The sequence below is a fragment of the Citrobacter sp. MNAZ 1397 genome, assembly GCF_023613995.1.
GTDB classification, from domain to species: Bacteria; Pseudomonadota; Gammaproteobacteria; order Enterobacterales; family Enterobacteriaceae; genus Phytobacter; species Phytobacter ursingii.
This window is the reverse complement of sequence record NZ_JAKIVH010000009.1, coordinates 1-18041: the sequence shown is the minus strand read 5'-3', so window position 1 is coordinate 18041 and position 18041 is coordinate 1. Positions and strand designations below refer to the sequence as shown.

General features: G+C 52.5%; 11 protein-coding genes and 1 pseudogene. 10 read left to right on the top strand and 2 right to left on the bottom strand.

Annotation, left to right across the window (positions count from 1 at the left end):
- Window positions 1-363: 363 nt before the first annotated feature.
- Complete coding sequence (locus tag L2097_RS24050; protein ID WP_250353809.1) at window positions 364-2007, bottom strand: EAL domain-containing protein; 1644 nt, start codon at window positions 2005-2007, stop codon at window positions 364-366.
- Between the two features lie 675 nt (window positions 2008-2682).
- Here L2097_RS24050 and L2097_RS24045 point away from each other — a divergent pair.
- The 9 genes from L2097_RS24045 (at window position 2683) to oxyR (ending at window position 16063) form a co-directional block, all read left to right on the top strand.
- Window positions 2683-2973, top strand: a complete 291-nt coding sequence (locus tag L2097_RS24045) for a hypothetical protein (protein ID WP_250353808.1) — start codon at window positions 2683-2685, stop codon at window positions 2971-2973.
- Window positions 2974-3164: 191 nt separating this feature from the next.
- Window positions 3165-5282: a UDP-forming cellulose synthase catalytic subunit gene (gene bcsA / locus L2097_RS24040; RefSeq protein ID WP_250353807.1), complete on the top strand. Its 2118-nt coding sequence runs from the start codon at window positions 3165-3167 to the stop codon at window positions 5280-5282.
- On the top strand, window positions 5272-7602 hold the full coding sequence (locus tag L2097_RS24035) for a cellulose biosynthesis cyclic di-GMP-binding regulatory protein BcsB (RefSeq protein ID WP_250353806.1): 2331 nt from the start codon (window positions 5272-5274) through the stop codon (window positions 7600-7602). The genes bcsA and L2097_RS24035 overlap by 11 nt, the downstream gene beginning before the upstream one ends.
- A complete protein-coding gene (locus L2097_RS24030) occupies window positions 7595-11311 on the top strand; it encodes a cellulose biosynthesis protein BcsC (protein WP_250353805.1) in 3717 nt (1238 codons plus the stop codon). Before L2097_RS24035 ends, L2097_RS24030 begins: the two co-directional genes overlap by 8 nt.
- A 12-nt stretch (window positions 11312-11323) precedes the next feature.
- Window positions 11324-11785 carry a cellulose biosynthesis protein BcsD gene (gene bcsD / locus L2097_RS24025; RefSeq protein WP_039077141.1) on the top strand — a complete coding sequence of 154 codons (462 nt, stop codon included), beginning with the start codon at window positions 11324-11326 and terminating at the stop codon, window positions 11783-11785.
- Window positions 11786-11833: 48 nt separating this feature from the next.
- Window positions 11834-12799, top strand: coding sequence for a GGDEF domain-containing protein (locus L2097_RS24020; protein ID WP_250353804.1), 966 nt, complete (start codon window positions 11834-11836; stop codon window positions 12797-12799).
- Between the two features lie 35 nt (window positions 12800-12834).
- A complete protein-coding gene (galU, locus tag L2097_RS24015; RefSeq protein WP_172399069.1) occupies window positions 12835-13755 on the top strand; it encodes a UTP--glucose-1-phosphate uridylyltransferase GalU in 921 nt (306 codons plus the stop codon).
- 71 nt (window positions 13756-13826) lie between these two features.
- Window positions 13827-14837 carry a family 8 glycosyl hydrolase gene (locus L2097_RS24010; RefSeq protein WP_085006730.1) on the top strand — a complete coding sequence of 337 codons (1011 nt, stop codon included), beginning with the start codon at window positions 13827-13829 and terminating at the stop codon, window positions 14835-14837.
- Between the two features lie 311 nt (window positions 14838-15148).
- A complete protein-coding gene (oxyR, locus tag L2097_RS24005; RefSeq protein WP_250353803.1) occupies window positions 15149-16063 on the top strand; it encodes a DNA-binding transcriptional regulator OxyR in 915 nt (304 codons plus the stop codon).
- A 17-nt stretch (window positions 16064-16080) separates the two neighbouring features.
- On the opposite strand, the gene L2097_RS24000 is transcribed toward oxyR, so the two are convergent.
- Window positions 16081-16506, bottom strand: coding sequence for a hypothetical protein (locus L2097_RS24000; protein WP_047369002.1), 426 nt, complete (start codon window positions 16504-16506; stop codon window positions 16081-16083).
- A 1197-nt stretch (window positions 16507-17703) separates the two neighbouring features.
- Between L2097_RS24000 and gudD the strand changes: the two are divergent.
- Window positions 17704-18041, top strand: a pseudogene (gene gudD / locus L2097_RS23995) (glucarate dehydratase); the annotation flags it as partial.

Here is an 18041-nt window from a genome sequence, read left to right as displayed (position 1 = left end):
TATTTAAACGGAAATTTTTTATTGATTAACCCACCCTGTATCAACGGCGGATTTACATGCCGCTGCGTCCTTTTGGCGCACCGCAAGCCCTTGCGGTGATTACGATTAATTAGCGATAACCTGAAAGTAAGGCTCTAATGCGTATCGAGAATAGTCAAAGTAAAACCACCAGCACGAATCCTGTATATCGTTCGGGGCGTCATATGTCCTGGGGAGTACTGGGGTTTTGCTTGCTATTACTGATACTGAAATATATCAGCTGACATACTGTTTAGTAACGGCACAAAAATATAAACCACCGGATGATATATCCTGGTGGCTTATATTCACAGGCAAAACTGGCTGAGCGCAAATGCTAAGCTTTTACTCAAGCACAATTTCGCTACGCGGACGATTTTTCACCCATCCTGCTAACGCCGAGGCATTTAACGCCCGCGAATAGAGATACCCCTGGGCAATATCACACTGCAATTCCCGCAATTCATTACGCTGCTGTTCCGTTTCGACGCCTTCAGCCACAACAGTTTGATGCAGGCTCTGGCCAATCCTCACCACCGTTGTGGCAATGGCTTTCATCTTGCTACCTTCACGCAGGTCGCGCATAAAGCTTTGATCGATTTTCAACTCGGTCATTGGCAAATGCGCCAGCCGGGACAAGCAGGAGAACCCGGTACCAAAATCATCCATCGACAGCCCCACACCCAACTCACGCACCGCACAAATAACGTCCATGGTTTCCGGGCGCTTATCCATCATGACGCCTTCGGTAATCTCAATGGTCAGGCAGTGTGCGGGGATGCGGTATTGCCGTAGCAAATAAGAAATATATTGCGGCAAACTGCTGTTATAAAAGTTAATCGGTGAGAGATTTACCGATACCACGGGCACATGAATGTCGTTACTACGCCATTCAGCCATCTGGCGGCAAGCTTCATGTAGCGTCCAGCGACCAATGCCTTCGATTTCACCGGTCTCCTCAGCAAGTGCGATAAATTTACCTGGGGGAATATCGCCCAATACCGGGTCGGACCAGCGCGCCAGTGCCTCAACCCCATAAAGCTCGCCATTTTTGAGCCAAATCTGCGGCTGGTAGTGCAGGTGTAAATGGTTACTGGCAATAGCGAGTTTCAGCGCCGCCGCCAGCTTTAACCGTTCCTGATCCACCTGATTCATTTCACGACTAAAAAAAAGATAGCCACCCGACGCCGCCCCTTTTGCCAGATGCGAGGCGTGGTTTGCCTGTTTCAGCAATACATCGCGCGACCTCCCATGATCGGGATAGAGGCTGATCCCCGTGCTTACCGTTACGTTGAGTGCGAGATCTGCCACATTAAACGGCAGACGGAATAACGCCTGAATACGCTGCGCAATTGTGGTTGCCTTCGCGGCATCGCAATCCGGGAAGACCATAACAAAGGTGTCGCTGTCAGGATGGCTGACAAACGCCTGGCGGGAAAACTCCGCCGTCAGCCGCTGGGCAATGGCGGCCAGCACGCTGTCTCCGGCGGCATAGCCCAGAGCATCGTTAACATCTTTAAAATGGTCGAGGTCAAGGAAAAAGAGCGCGGCACACGCATGGACGCCATGCTGAAAAAGCGCATCAATGTGGCGATGCAGGGCGCTACGCTTTGGCAGACCGGTCAGCAGATTAAAGGTCGACAGTTGCGTAATCTTTTGCTGATCGATATGCACGACCACCATGCAGGGGGCCCCCGCACGCGCTACCCCGTCATAGCGCACTGTTGCAGAAAGCGTGGTTTCTTCCCCGGTTGCCGACACAATGGAGAGCGACGTTTCTTCGCCAGGCGCCTCCGGGGAGGTGAACAGGGGAATCTCCGCCGCTTTTCTGCCCAGCACCTGACTTCGCGAATAACGCCATAGCGTCTCCGCCGCTTTATTAAAGAAAAAAACATTTTCCGCGCCGTCGATAAGGACAACAGCATCATGAACATATTCCAGCGCGGCAAGCATTGACTGCGAGCCGAAAATATCATTGTCAAAAGGCATGATAATTTTTCTATACCAGGGAGGTCGGGGCAATAGTAATAGAAAGCGGTCACCGGTTCAATATCACCCAATAATGATATTGGCAGCAAACGGCATTTATAGAGAAATTAAATAAGTTGGCAATTATTTATTGATAAAGTTTTAGCGCTAAATGCCGATGTGGTGAATAATAAAAAAATGAATCAATTATGAAAAAATTGAGGAGATTGAGATTCACCACAATTATTATTGAAAACTATCGTCTACGCTAAATACATCATTATTTCATCTTGCCACCACGCAGGCCTGATGGCACGCGCCTTCTCGCCATACAAGTCAATGAATAAAAGAGAGATTAATAGACATTTTAAATAAGTGAATTTCAATTTATTGATAGCGTCACTTGACCTGCCACACTGCCCACCTCAGTATATAAGGAAATTCTCAATTAAAGCGGCCATCAACAATAAATGGTGTTCCACTTAACGTATTCAATGACTGATGGTAATACGTTCCGCAGCAATAAGGAGCCAGCGGTAATAGAGAAAGAGGCAGATAACATTGCTTAAATTTAGTGCGTGTTTAACACATCGAGGACAGGCAAATACTATGTATGACGATTTAAGTTCTTTGACTGCAAAACTGAAGATGTCCGGTGTCTCTTTCCAGAAAATAAACGATGAAGATGGTGCAACGATGCAAACAGCAGTAACAGTCACAACGCCCGATGTTAATGGTGATGTTAAAGAAGCCATTGTTGAAACCGTGTCTGCGGATATTTGCCAGGAAAGCCCTCAACCGGCATCCAACGTCAATACCCTCTCCTGGCCGAAAGCAAAGCCAGCACTGGTACAAAATGTGTTTTCCTCTCCGACCGGCGGCATTCTGGAAAGTGTCGCAGCCTTGTCCCGTCAGGCGTCCGAACCGGAAATTCGTGAACGCAACCCGGTACGTCTGGACGTGTTATTTACCGTCATTGGCAGATAGCCCCGCCCAATTGCCGGGCTGGCGCCCAGGTTTTTCTAATAAGCGTGTCCTGACTCCAGGTGAGGGAATGCGCCGCTCGTCGTGGTTTTCGGCGGGGGCTGTTCAGTCTGACAAGTCATGATTTTTAACAGGGTTACCGGAACGGAAAACAGACCGGTATACCTTACTGTTTTCCGTACAGATTATTAAACATGCAAAAAATCATCGGAATTATTCTCACGCTGACGCTGCTTTTATTGTCGTTGTTGGTGATAGTCACCCCAATGAGCAGCGATAAACAATACCTTTTCGGCCTGTCAGTGATTGTGGCCGTTTTTATTCTTGGTCGATTCAAAAGCAAAAAATCGGTCCTCGCTATGTTGGTGTTTTCGCTGCTGATGTCCACACGTTATATCTGGTGGCGAGCAACGACGACGCTGCATTTCGACTCCACGCTGGAGATGGTACTCGGCGGCCTGCTTTTTGCGGCTGAAATCTATTCCTGGACTATCCTGGTGCTCGGCTATGTCCAAATGGCCTGGCCGCTGGAGCGACCCATTGCCCCGATGCCTAAAGATCACAACACCTGGCCGACCGTTGATATCTATGTGCCGTCGTATAATGAAAGCCTCGACGTGGTTCGCGATACGGTGCTGGCGGCACAGTGCATCGAATATCCGCAGGATAAAATGAAAGTCTATATTCTGGACGACGGCAAGCGGGATGAGTTCCGCGATTTCGCCGCAGAAGCAGGTGTAGGCTACCTGACTCGCCCGGATAACAGCCATGCGAAAGCCGGTAACCTCAACCACGCGATGACCCTCACCGAAGGTGAGCTTATCTGCGTATTCGACTGCGACCACGTGGCAACCCGCGTGTTTCTTCAGGCGACCGTCGGTGAATTCTTCCGTGATGACAAACTGGCGTTGATTCAGACACCACACCACTTCTATTCACCGGATCCGTTTGAACGTAACCTGACGGCAGCGAAGAAAGTGCCTCATGAAGGCGCACTCTTCTACGGCCCGGTGCAACAGGGTAATGACAACTGGAACGCGACCTTCTTCTGCGGTTCCTGTGCCGTTATTCGGCGCTCTGCGCTGGAAGAAGTGGGCGGCTTTGCGGTCGAAACGGTCACCGAAGATGCCCATACCGCGCTGAAATTGCAGCGTCGCGGCTGGAACACGGCGTTTCTCGATATTCCTCTGGCGGCAGGGCTGGCGACAGAACGTCTGGCGCTGCATGTTAACCAGCGTATTCGCTGGGCACGCGGCATGACGCAGATTTTCCGTATCGATAATCCACTGCTCGGGCGCGGCCTCAGGCTGACACAGCGTTTGTGCTATCTCAATGCGATGCTGCACTTCCAGTATGGGTTGCCGCGGGTGGTGTTCCTCACTTCACCGCTGGTCTTTATGCTGTTTAACCTGAACATTATTTCTTCCTCCGCGACGCTGATTTTTTCCTATGTGTTGCCGCACCTGGTGCTTTCTACCCTCGTAAACTCGCGCATCACGGGCAGGTATCGCTATGCGTTCTGGGGGGAAATCTATGAGACGGTGATGGCCTTCCACCTGATTCTCCCGACGCTACTCAGCCTTATCTCACCGCGCCTTGGGAAATTTAACGTGACGGATAAAGGCGATCTGACCGATCGCGATTACTTCGACGCCTACACCGTGCGTCCGCTGATCATCACCGTGCTGCTGATGGTCGGCAGTATGATGTGGGTCGGCGTGCGTTATTACATGAATGGCTACGCCGGCATCGACCCCCGCGTCATCCTGTTTAACATCGCCTGGGGTTGCTTTAGCACCATCATTTTATTGGCCTCTATTGCCGTGGCGAAAGAAAGTAAGCAGATCCGTAAAACGATCCGCATCTACGCCAGTCTGCCGACTAAAGTGCTCTTTTCTGATGGTTCACACATGCTCACCCGCACCGTTGATATCTCCATGGGCGGCGCGCGCGTGGCGCTACAGAAAGGAGAAGACCTCCGCTACAAAGTTCCGGTTCAGATTGAACTGGGGCTGGGGAATGAAATTGCCCATGTGCCGCTGCGTGCCGCTGGCGTGGGAAACAACGATATTCGTGTAGAGTTCGACAACCTGCCGCTCAACGAACGCCGCAAACTGGTGCGTGTAGTGCTCTCCCGCGCCGATGCCTGGTACAAACCGCCACATGCCCCGGACCGCCCGCTGGCGTCTTTCGCAGACATTTTACAATGCGTCTGGGAATTGTTCTTTGGCCGTAAAAAAAGCAGTGCAACGGTGAAATGCAACATGGCCACCGTGGTGAAAAAGCAGGAAGAGGTTAAACATGCGCTGTAATCCTCTGCTGTTAGTCACGGCCTTGTTGTGGGGTACCAGCGGTATCACCAGGGCGGCGCAGTCGACCAATGATGCCTTGCCGGAACTGCCGCCGCTGCAAGGCGCAAAGAGCGCTCAGGCAGTACCCGTGGCGGCTGTCGCCGCCGCGCCAAATGCCAGCAATCAGAACATCACCAGCTCGTTGAGCTTTGGCGATATGGGGGCTGCAGGCGGCCTGACGCTTTCCGGCCAGCAGTTGCAGAATGGCGTGAGTTTTACGCTGCCAGGTGATCTGGTGATTACCGATGCGCATATCAGTCTGAATGTGGAAGTGAACCGCACGGATGTGCCCGGCGAAAACCTGCAACTGATGCTTAACGGGCAACCGCTGGGCGCCATTCCGCTCGATCAGGTCCAGCAGGAGAAAGGCTTCTGGAACCTGGATGTTCCGGCATCAATGATTTCCTCGGGTAATAACCTGAGTTTCCAGTTAAAAACCAGCGACGACATTATCAATAATGTCTGGAGCTGTCAGCGCACACTACCGGAAGATTACCGCGTGACGTTGACGCCGACATCGACGCTCAATTACCAGGGGCTGTGGCTGAACGTGCGTAAAACGCTCAGCACCTTCCCACGTCCGTTCTTTGATACGAAACAGACCAAAGATCAGGCGCTGAGCATTGCCTTTTCCGCCAGCCCCGATGCGGATGTCCTTACCGCAGCCGCCATTGTCGCCTCACACTTTGGCGTGATCAGTGCAGATAAACCCAGCCGTTTTGACGTGCAGTACAATAATCTGCCTGCGGGTAACGGTATTTTATTCGGCAAACCTGGCGACCATATCGGTGATGTGACCCTTGGCGAAAACCCAGGGTCGGCGTTGCAGGTGATAGATAACCCGATGAACCCGGCTTACAAACTGCTGGTGATTAGCGGCCACAACGAGACAGAACTGCGCCAGGCGGCCTGGCGTCTTATCCAGCCAGCCCTGCCAGACAGCGACACCCTGCAAGTTACGGCGGTAAAAATGACGCAACGTGGCGAATACGATGCCCCGCGCTGGGTCAACACCAGCCATCCGGTTACGCTTCGTAGCTTACAGGCTGACGATGGTAGCCTGGTGGCGCACGGCGTCTGGCACGGGGAAAACCAGCTCCCCTTCGCCACTGCCCCGGACCTCTTTATGTGGGATGGCAGCGCCGTACCGCTGCGTCTTACTTACAGCTTCGCGCAGAAAACCTGGATCGATGACAGCGGCTCGTTCCTCAATGTCAGCCTGAATGGTGAGTTCCTCAAGCGCCTGCCGGTGAGCAAAGACGGCATTTTCGCGCCGGTCATGAATATGCTCGGGCTGACTCAGCGCCAGCAAAGCGCGGTGGTAAATATCGACCCGCGCGCCATCCTCGGCAGCAACCAACTGGGCTTTTGGTTCGGTATCAAACCGCAGAAAAATGCCCCCTGCAATGCGTTGGGCGATGACAACGTTCAGAGCCGTATTGACGGCAACTCAACGCTGGATTTATCCCATTCGTGGCACTTTGGGCAGTTGCCAAACCTGAACTGGTTCAGCAATGCCATGTTCCCCTTCACTCGTAATGCCGACCTGGCGAACACCAGTGTTCTGATGTCTGCGCACCCGAACCAGGAAGAGACCGCTGTGCTACTAAACCTGATGGCGAAATCCGGCCGCGACACGGGTGTTAGCGCCAATTACCTGCACCTCTTCACCGGAATGCCACAACAGGAGTACGGGCAGCAGCAGTTAGCCAGCAACGACGTGCTCGCCATTGGCAGCCTGCGTAATGGTGAACTGCTTAAACCGCTGTTACAGGGCAGCGCCTTCTCACTGAATGAAAATACGCTTGAAGTGAGTACCGCCGACTTCGCCAGCCGCCTGACATCGCTGTTCAGCGGCGAGCAGGCACGAACAGATATCGATGCCGCAAGTTATCTCAGCGACACCAGCCAGTGGCGTGGCCTGTTGAGCGTTCGTTCGCCCTGGAACACCGGACGGGTGGTGGTGATTGCCACCGGCACCGACGATCACCAGTTGCAGCAACTGCCGGGGGATATGACGACACCTGCATTTAAAAGCAATGCGAACGGCGATTTTGTGGCGTCAGGGGGCGCTGGCGATGTGCGTAGCTGGCGCGTTGGCGAGCAGTTTACCCGGGGCGATCTGCCGGGTTATCTGATGATTTTGTGGTTCGCCAGCCAACATATTTTCTGGCTGTCATTTCTCGCATGCCTCATTGCCGCGATTGCCAGCCCCATGTTGTACCGCACGTTGAAGCGACACGCTCAGCAACGCCTGCAGGATAAGACCGATCATGAATAAGCGTATTATTGGCAAACGACTGACGCACGCCTTTTACCTGCTGTGTCTGATTGGCTCAAGCCACCCGGCAACCGCCGCCGACGCGCCGGATGCCAGCCAGGGCGCCAATGATGCGGCGGTCAAAAAACTGCTGACCCAGGCAAGCTACTGGCACAGCAAAGCCCATGACGATATGGCGCTCGAAGCGCTGCAAAAAGTGCTCGCGGTGGATGAACACAACATCGACGCGATGTACCTGACGGCGCTCTATCAGCTCCAGCGTGGTAACACCCAGCAGGCAGAAATCTGGCGCAAGAAAATGGCTGAGATAGCTCCGCAGGACCCGCGCCTGTCGGCGCTGAACAGTGCCAACTTAATGCAGTCCATTTCCCCCTCTCAGCTCAATGCGGCGCGCACTCTGGCACAGCGCGGGCAAACTAAAGAGGCGGTTGCGGCCTATCGCGCGTTGTTTAAAGGCAACCCGCCCGACGATCTCGCGCTGGAGTATTACCAGACGATGGCGGGCGACAGCGCAACATGGTCAGAAGGGGTAGCAGGCCTTCGTCAGCGTGTGAAAATGATGCCGGATGATAACGCCAGCAAACAGGCGCTGGCGATGGCGCTGACCTGGCAGCAAGACACACGTCGCGAAGGGATCGCACAACTCTCAGCGCTCGCGGCAGATGACAAAAGCGCCGACAAAGCGCTACAACAGGCGCTGCTGTGGCTGGAACCCAAAGCATCGGATCTGCCTGTCTATACCAGCTATGCTCAGCGTCACCCGGAAGATAACGCCCCGATGGACCACTATCGCAAAAGCGTGGAAGGGGATGCGACCAAATCCGGTTTTGATGCGTTGAACAGCGGCGATCTCGATTCGGCGAAGGACAAATTCTCCCAGGCCTTACAAGGGCAGGCCAGCAACGGCAACGCGCTGGCCGGGATGGGCTATGTGGCGCTGCGCCAGAGCCGCTTTGCCGATGCGGAAAAGTATCTGCGTCGCGCCTCGCAGGAAGATACTCACAATGAGAACAGCCTGCAGTGGGCAAAAGATGCCGACAACGCACGCTTCTACGCCTCCCTGAACCAGGCCCGCAGCCTGACGCAGAAAGGACGCTACGCCGACGCGCTCGCCAGCCTGGATTCCAGCACCAGCAGCGATTCTCGACAGCGTCAGGCAGCGGATATGCTGCGCGCTGACATTTTGCGCCGTCAGGGCAAACCGGCGGAATCGGAGCAGGTCTATCGCCAGTTGCTGGCAGATAACCCGCAAAATACCGATGTTCGCACCGGCCTGATGTGGGTACTGCGCCAGCAAAACAAACAGACCGAAGCGGATCAGATCCTGCGCACGCTGCCCGCCAATCTGCGTACCCGCTACGCCACTTTTGGCGATAACGGTGATAATGAGCGTAAAGCCGCGCAGTCTGCGTTGCAGTCGGGCAATGCATCGAGAGCCATGCAGATCCTGCAGGCGGCATCCAGCAAATACCCGCAAAACGTCTGGCTACAGCTGGACTATGCCCATCAGTTACGTAAAGCCGGGCAGAAACAGCAGGCCGCGACGCTAATGGCAGGCGTGGCGCAGCGCACCGACAAGCGTAACGAAGCGCTGTACGCCGCCGCCGTGTATGCAGCCGAGGATAACGACTGGTCAAAAAGCCAGAGCCTGCTTTCGCAGGTCCCACGCACGACATTCAGCGCTGACATGACTGCGCTCAACAGCCGTGTACAGAGCAACCTGCAGATGGATATCGCCCAGAACTATCTGCGACAGGGGAATACACAGGCCGCCCGCAACTCCCTGCGTTCGCTGGAACGTACGCCGCCGCAAACGCCCGTCGATCTTGGCCGTTACGCCCAGTTGATGATGCAGGCCGGAGACTCGCCTCTCGCCCTGCAACTGGTTCGTGAAAACCAGGCCCAGGGGCTACATGGCACCCTTGCGGATTATGCCGGGCAAATCCGCGTGCTGAACCAGGCCGGGCGCTTCGCCGAAGCGGAAAGTGTGCTCAACTCGCCAGTGCTGCAAAACAGCGCCAGCCAGCAAGAGATCGACAATATCCGTATCGCCAGCGTCATTGCCCGCGCCGACCAGTTGCGTGAAAAAGGCAAATCGGATGCCGCCTGGAACCTGGTGATGCCCGCTCTGCGCGCCAACCCGGCCAATACCGATTTGTTACTGGCAATGGCGCGTGTCTATCAGTCCGATCATATGGACGATAAAGCCGATGAGATTTACACATTCGTGTTACGCAAATCACCACGCGATAAGCAGGCATTGACGGGGATCGTCAACCTGGCGCTGGCACGTAATGACCACGATGCCGCCCGCCGTGCGTTTAGCGCGCTGGAGCCATCGCAGGATGCGGATTACATGATGCTGGCCGCACGCGTAGCGGCTGCCAACGGCGAAAGCCAGCGGGCAATGTCGCTGTTGCGTACCGCACAGTGGCGTCTGCAACAGGGTACCGAGGAAGATGAGGGCGACGTGATAAGCGACGTGGTCTCCCTCCCCTCGCCCACGCAGCAGGCACAGCAGACCGCCCTCACCAGCATCAACAACATGATGCAGGATTTGCAGGACAAGACCGCGACCTGGACCGGTGGCGGAGTGTCGCTGCGAAGCCGTAACGGTGAGTCTGGCCTTGGCGCCCTGGATGAGGTGAAAGCGCCGCTGACGATTTCCGGCACCATTACCGACAGCGCGCGTCTGAGTCTGAACGTTTCGCCGGTCTCACTGAACGCCGGAGAGATGTCCAGCAATTCGGCAAATCGCTTTGGTTCGGGCCAGCTTACCCATGCCACCAGACTGGCTGCCGCCGCAGCAAGTACCACCACGACTACCACGTCAACCAATGCGGATGCCCAGAGCGGCCAGCAGGCGAACGGCGTGGAGGCCAACCTGAGCCTGACCGGCGATAGCTACAAACTGGATATCGGCAATACGCCGACCGGTGGTCAGTTCACCCGTCTGGTCGGTGGCGTCGAGTGGATGCCGAAACTGTCGCGCAACAGCTCACTCGATTTGAAAGCCGAACGCCGCGCGGTCACCGATAGCCTGCTCTCGTATGTCGGGGCGAAAGATAAAACCACCGGCGAAAGCTGGGGGGCGGTCACACGTAACGGCGTTTCGGCCCAGTACGCGTGGGATAACGATCTTGTGGGCTTGTATGCCCGTCTGGGCTTCGATACCTGGATTGGTGAAAACGTGCCAACCAACCACTCGGTAAACGCGCTGGCGGGCAGCTATTTGCGCCTGTTCCGCACCACAGAAAGCGAACTCAAGATGGGCGTCAACGTCAACTACATGGACTTTGATCGCAACCTGAGTAACTACACCCTCGGTCAGGGCGGCTATTTCAGTCCGCAGAACTATATGGCGGTCTCGCTGCCCGTCACCCTGACACGGAAGGTGGATAAATGGGACCTGACGCTAAATGGCGCGGTGGGGTATCAGTCCTGGCGACAGGATCAGAGCGACTACTTCCCGGGCCACAGCAGTTTGCAGTCACAGCTGAATAGCCTGGCCAGTACCGTCGACAACGTGGATGCAGTGTACAAAGCCTCCGCGAAAAACGGTGTGGGCTATACGTTGGGCGTCGACGCACGCTATCGCCTGAACGACAACGTGGCGCTCGGCGCCAACCTGGGATATGACACTTTCGGCAGTTATAACGAAGGTAAGGCATTGTTTTATTTTAAATATTTTGTCGACCAAAACAAATAACCCGTGGGATGAATGATGTTTAGTAACCAAGACACCTATTTGCAACGTAACTATCAGGCAGGCTGGCATGACCTGGTGTATCTGTTTTTCAACGAGTTTTCAGACGGGCAGTCGGACAAAGACCCCGAAGCGCTGAGACGTATCGGCCAGATGATGGCCCAGTGGTACCCCATCGATCGCGCCACTACGGTGAGCGAACTGGAGAGCAGCATCAACCGCGTACTGGAACTGTTTAACTGGGGGTTCGTCAAAATGGCCCCGGCACAGCGTGAACTCATTCTGATGCATTGCGCCTGGCCACACGCGCCGGAGCATCGCGATGAAGCGGGCTGGCGACGCGCCAGTGCTACCGTGCTCGAAGGGGCCTATTCGCAGTGGCTGGTTTCTCAGGGGGCGGGTAACCATGTTCCGGTTCGCTGGAAAGACAACGCCACCGAAGATGTATTGATTTTCCGTTACGCCATCAGCGAATAACGCCGCAAAGGCATTTCCATCCTGAACAGAGACAGTCAGGTGACCATTATGTTGAATGAAATTATTGTTGCTGGAAGAAAACTCGAGCTCGAGGATGTTCACTTTATGGAGGATAATGCCTTTGTTTCACTGGTCTTTGATACCGCCGGGCGTATTATTTTTGCCAATAGCTATTTCTGCCAGTTAAGCGGATTTGGCAGCGAAGAGATTGCTGGCAAAGTATTATTTCGTGCCACTGATGAAGCATTATGCTCGTCGGTACTTTCGGCGATAAATATTATCTTGCTTACTGGTGAAACCTGGCACGGTGAAATTTATCAGCCCAAAAAGAATGGCGAACAACTGTGGCTTGACGCCCGATTAACGCCGCGCAAAGACGAACACGGCGAAGTGTTCGCCTTCGTGATGCTGGGCTTTGATATTACACGGCATATGACCATACGCGAGAAGTTACACTATCGCGCACACAATGACGCCTTAACCAGGACATTGAATCGACAAGGCTATTTCATCCGTAGCCGCAAAAAAATCCGTGCCGCCAGAGCGCATGGCGCCCATACCTTCGTGGCGATTCTGGATCTGGATAATTTCAAAAATATCAATGATGACCTGGGGCATGCTGCCGGCGATGAGGTGCTGCGCTGTTTTATTAGCCGGGTGAAAAACTGCATTTCGCAGGACACTCTGTTAGGTCGCCTTGGCGGGGATGAATTTGCCCTGACCTTTATCGAAGGTATTGATGAACCCGACGGTCGACAATTATTACAGCACATCGTCGAAGAGACTCGTCAGCCCATGACCATCACCTCTCAGCCTCGGCCGGTGGGGTTATCCGTCAGTATTGGCGTAGCCAGATATCCTGAACACGGACCGAATTTTTCGTCAGTATTAAAAGCCGCCGACACCGCACTTTATAAAGTTAAAGCACAAGGTGGTGACGATTTTATTAATTATCAGGTGATCGCAGTAACCGAGCCTGGCGGAATTATCAGCACCACAAGTGCCGATATTTGAGTACACACAAAAATCAGAAATTGTCTCCAGAGGAAATAAGAATGTTAAAGGCTGTCATTCCAGTCGCAGGCCTCGGTACGCGTATGCTGCCCGCCACCAAAGCTATCCCCAAAGAGATGTTACCCGTAGTGGATAAGCCACTGATCCAATATATCGTGCAAGAATGCTATGCCAGCGGCATCCGGGAAATTGTACTGGTGACCCACTCTTCAAAGAATGCTATCGAAAACCATTTCGATACCTCCTTTGAGCTGGAGTCTCTGCTGGAATCACGTGTGAAAAACCAACTGCTGGAAGAAGTACGAACCATTTGCCCGGCAGGTATGAAGATTATGCACGTCCGTCAGGGGCATTCGAAAGGGCTGGGCCACGCCGTACTGTGTGCTGAATCGCTGATAGGCGACAACGATTTTATCGTAGTCCTGCCGGATGTCCTCATTGACGACAGCCGTTGCAACATTGCACATGACAATCTTGCCGCGATGATCAACCGCTTCACCAGCACCGGCGCAAGCCAACTGATGATTGAGCGCGTGGCCCATGAAGATGTCTCCCGTTATGGCGTGGTCGACTGTGGTGGTCACAACCTGCCAGAAGGCGGTTTTGGCCTTGTGCGTGGCATGGTGGAAAAACCGAAAATGGCGGATGCGCCATCGGATATGGCGGTTGTGGGACGCTATGTGCTGTCGAAAGCGATTTGGCCACTGTTGCACAAAACCCCTGTGGGAGCTGGCGGTGAAATTCAGTTAACCGATGCGATTGCCATGCTGCTTGAGCAATCCCCGGTAGAAGCTTATTGCCTTACCGGTAAATCCCATGACTGTGGCGATAAAATTGGCTACATGAAAGCGTTTGTTGAGTACGGTTTGCGACATGGCGCGACTGGCGAAACTTTCCGCCATTGGCTGCGTGATGAGCTTGTGCTGGCCCCCGCTGAGGCCGAAGCCGCACTGTAATTCGTTCCACAACCGGTAACGCCGTAGATCTTTTCTTTCACGGATTGCCTCATTCAACGACAGGAAATCTCATGTTAAGAACTGCCTGGTTAATGACCTGTTTATCCCTTTCATTAGCCATTATGTCATTTTCAACACAGGCGCAGGATAATAACTGGACGCTGTTTAAGCATAATTATCTGAATGAAGATGGCCGCATTGTTGATCACGAGAATGGGGATATCAGCCACTCTGAAGGGCAGGGTTATGGCATGTTACTGGCGGTGATGAATAACGACCCGGCGACGTTCGAACAAATGTGGCACTGGACGCGCAACACACTGCTTCGACCGTCGCTTTGGCTTTTCGCCTGGCGTTATGACCCTATCGAAAAGAGAGTGACCGATGAAAATAACGCCAGCGATGGCGATACATTAATCGCCTGGGCATTATTACTGGCCGGAAAAAAATGGCACGATCAAAGCTATATCGCCGCCTCGGAGAATATTCAGGATGCGCTGATCAATTGCCTGATTATTGAGCAGGATAACCAGACATTACTTTTGCCTGGCTTATCGGGGTTTACCCGCGATGACGGTTACGTGATTAATCCATCCTATTTTATCTTTCCGGCGTGGGAAAGTTTCTGGCAGCAACGACACAACGATATTTGGTTGAAACTCAGTAAATCGAGCGTTGCATTACTCGACAAAGCCCGCTTTGGAAAAACGCAGTTACCCAGCGACTGGATTTTTGTCAAAAATGGTGGTGAAGTCGAGCCTGCTGATAGCTGGCCCGCCCGATTCAGTTATGATGCTATCCGTATCCCGCTTTATTTAAGCTTGAGCGAGATGCATCAGTACTCAATGGACAACTTTCGGCATTTCTGGGCGAATTACAGCCGCAACGCGACTCCCGCCTGGGTGGATGTTTCTGGTGACGGGCAGGCGAATTATGACATGTCCGGTGGTATTCTGGCGGTGCGTGATTTAACGATGGGCGATTATCAGCGAATGGATAAATCCCTGCATCCGGGAGAAGGCTATTATTTATCCGCTCTGCATATGCTTTCGTTATTCGCCGCGTCATTAAAAGGGTATTGAACTTGTTTTGGCAATTTGCCGCACACTCCCTCGCGACAGGCACGAGGGCAGCATGACATTCTGGCAGGACGCCTTGAAGAATAAACACTTATCGACCAGAAAAGCGCCTGTGCTGGTCGATGCATTGTGTGGCGATCCGGGTGGCAAGATGAAGGCCAACCGCTAATGAATAATAAAAATAATCACATCTCATGTGCAGGCATGAGGGAGAGACTTAATGGCAAAGTTGAAAATAATAAGATGTCATATGCAAATCACAGGGGTGTTTGTGCGTCCCCAACAGAGTGGGATTCTGCGGGCCGGGGAAATCAATGAACATCCGTAACCTTGAATATCTTGTCGCGCTGGCAAAATACCGCCATTTTCAACGCGCAGCGGAAGCGTGTAATGTCAGCCAACCGACGTTGAGTGCCCAATTGCGTAAGCTGGAGAACGAGCTGGGCCTGCAATTGCTGGAGCGCACTACCCGGAAAATCCGCTTCACACAGACGGGATTACGCCTTGTCGAACAGACCCAAGTTGTTCTGCGGGAAATTGAAGCGCTAAAAAATATGGCCAGCAGCAGCTATCAGCAGAGTCTGTCACAAACACTGGATGTCGGCATTATTCCGACCCTGGCACCCTACATGTTTTCCCACATGAACGCAGTGTGCCACGAGAGTTTCCCGGAGATCGAACTGGAAATTCATGAGGCGCAAACCAACCAATTGCTGAATATGCTGGAGTCAGACGCCATAAAATGCGCCATCATGACGTCCAATAAAGACACCAGCAAATACGTGGAACTGCCCTTATTTGATGAACCTTTGATGTTAGGTGTCAGCCACCAGCACCCCTGGGCGCGTCTTAATGATATTAATATGGGGCATCTGAAAAACAGCAAAATTCTGATGATTGATGACGGCAACTGCCTGCACAGCCAGGTGCTGCGTTATTGCTATCAATTTGAGCTGGAACCCGATACGCGCTTCGTGGCAATGCATCTGGAGACATTACGTCGCAGTGTGGCATTCAACCGCGGCGTCTCCTTCTTCCCGCTGCTGTCCACCCAGCACGGCAATAACGAGAACATTAAATATATTCGCTGTATCTCACCGGAACCAAAACGCAAGGTGGTGATGATTTTTCATCGCAGCGATCCGATGCGTAAGAAATACGAAATACTACGCAACGCGATTGCACGTTACATGGAACGCTACTTTATCGATTTCAATGTAATTGCGTAGCCAGGACAGTTTCAGCATTATTGGTGCTGACACATATCGCCGTGTTCCCGATTCTCTTCCCGACAATCATGCGCCCGCATGGTTGTCGTTTTTTCCATTAACCCCTGCATAATCTGCTCCGGTAATACCACTCCACGATGGTACAACTCTTCAATATCTAACCAGACCGTCACCAGCAGAATGGTGTAATCCGCCATCGCTAAGGGTGCCTGTTGCGGCGCGATAAACGGCAGACGCGCGCTAAGCCGGGCAAAATATTCAGTGCTTACCCCATCCTGGTAATAAGGCCGTGATAAAAGTTGATAGAGCTCGCTCTCATCGCCAGCGGCGACCCAGGACAGCCGCACCGCAATGGTTTTCACAAATGGCGGAACCAGGACATTTTTGTCAGATAGCGGATCCAGATGTAAAGGGTGGCCTTGATTTTGCGATTCAGCTTTCATCGTTTCCTCGATACCGGGTGCAATTATCCGTGGTCATTCTTATATTCATCGACCTTCCCGGGAATTTCTTTAGTGTTTTATATAAAATAGATAATAATTGCGTAATAATCCATGGCGCTTTTCCTAAATCCATAAAAAACACCAATAAAAGCAAAAGGTTAAATACCGATCAATTATTGATAAAATCGATCTAATTTTCCTCTATTTATATATGGCGTTTATTAAAATGGCGCTTATTCCGTTTTTAATAGGCAAACAAGGGTGATTGAAGGACTTATTTTAAAAAGGTGGCGTAAGAAAATTCCCATGCCAGGAATAATGACAAGTTGTACAGGTGGTCGAACAAACGTGGGATACTTTTTAAGCAGCCCCGGTTCAAAAAAGATAATGTGTATGTTGCTGCACAGTAAACGCTTCGACTGAATCTTTTTCTCGTGTGCCTGTCTATTGATAAACAGGGACACTGCCACAATACGGCATTTATGCACGACAATACGCGATCGCCGATGTGCGTTTTCCCCTCCTTTACCACCCGTTCCGTTCGGGCAACCAGCCTCCCAAAACGAAAAATTCGTGACTCCTTTCGCATTTGTTTTCCAAAATGGCAGCTTTTAGAAGCCGTGCTATTACCACCATGTACACGACGGAAAAGCCGTGCTTTCAGACTCTCATCAAGAAGATAACCCAAACTCATCAATGAGCATTTGTGAAGATCTGAGGGGCTCGCCAGCGCCTGTTTTAACGCAAATGTTACTTCGGCGTTGTTTTTCGTGAATACCGTCGTACCTCACTGGGCAAATGACAGAAAAACAATTCTATTCCAGCGGGAAAAACAGGCAAAAGCACAGCGAAAAAACGCATAAAAATACCTATAATTTGGTTAATTTGCCGATGTTTTGCGGCAAATTTCCTCCCCTATACTACGTTCATTTTCAGTTCTTCGCCTGCCTGTACATAATCATGTTTTAATGACACCACACAGTGTGCAAAAAAAATGTAACCCTTTAATAATTATCACATTACCTCATTTTTATTCATTCAATTATTGAATCAAATGAGCGCTCAGTAAGTCTATTTTTGTTGAAATGAAAGTCATAGAATCCTGGCAACACGCAATTCAGCGCCACGTTTTATATCGATGGCAGATAACCGTGTATGACGTCTGTATTCGGTTACCATCTATCCGCAGGAGGAATTATGTCAGGCCAGTCTTCAACTCCAGTCGTAACATCCGTAAAAGTCATCCCGGTTGCCGGGCATGACAGCATGTTGATGAACCTGAGCGGCGCGCATGCGCCGTTCTTCACCCGTAACATCGTCATCATCACCGACAATGCCGGTAATACCGGCGTCGGCGAAGTCCCCGGCGGCGAAAAAATCCGCCAGACCCTGGAAGACGCCGCCCCGCTGATTGTCGGCAAAACCCTCGGCGCCTACAAAAACGTCCTCAACGGGGTGCGCAGCGCCTTTGCTGACCGCGACGCCGCGGGCCGTGGCCTGCAGACCTTTGACCTGCGCACCACCATCCACGTGGT

Excerpts from the sequence above, each read along its gene's own strand:
- L2097_RS24050 (WP_250353809.1), bottom strand. The coding sequence starts at position 2,007 with ATGCCTTTTGACAATGATATTTTCGGCTCGCAGTCAATGCTTGCCGCG.
- L2097_RS24045 (WP_250353808.1), top strand. The coding sequence starts at position 2,683 with ATGCAAACAGCAGTAACAGTCACAACGCCCGATGTTAATGGTGATGTT.
- bcsA (WP_250353807.1), top strand. The coding sequence starts at position 3,165 with ATGCAAAAAATCATCGGAATTATTCTCACGCTGACGCTGCTTTTATTG.
- L2097_RS24035 (WP_250353806.1), top strand. The coding sequence starts at position 5,272 with ATGCGCTGTAATCCTCTGCTGTTAGTCACGGCCTTGTTGTGGGGTACC.
- L2097_RS24030 (WP_250353805.1), top strand. The coding sequence starts at position 7,595 with ATGAATAAGCGTATTATTGGCAAACGACTGACGCACGCCTTTTACCTG.
- bcsD (WP_039077141.1), top strand. The coding sequence starts at position 11,324 with ATGATGTTTAGTAACCAAGACACCTATTTGCAACGTAACTATCAGGCA.
- L2097_RS24020 (WP_250353804.1), top strand. The coding sequence starts at position 11,834 with ATGTTGAATGAAATTATTGTTGCTGGAAGAAAACTCGAGCTCGAGGAT.
- L2097_RS24010 (WP_085006730.1), top strand. The coding sequence starts at position 13,827 with ATGTTAAGAACTGCCTGGTTAATGACCTGTTTATCCCTTTCATTAGCC.
- oxyR (WP_250353803.1), top strand. The coding sequence starts at position 15,149 with ATGAACATCCGTAACCTTGAATATCTTGTCGCGCTGGCAAAATACCGC.
- L2097_RS24000 (WP_047369002.1), bottom strand. The coding sequence starts at position 16,506 with ATGAAAGCTGAATCGCAAAATCAAGGCCACCCTTTACATCTGGATCCG.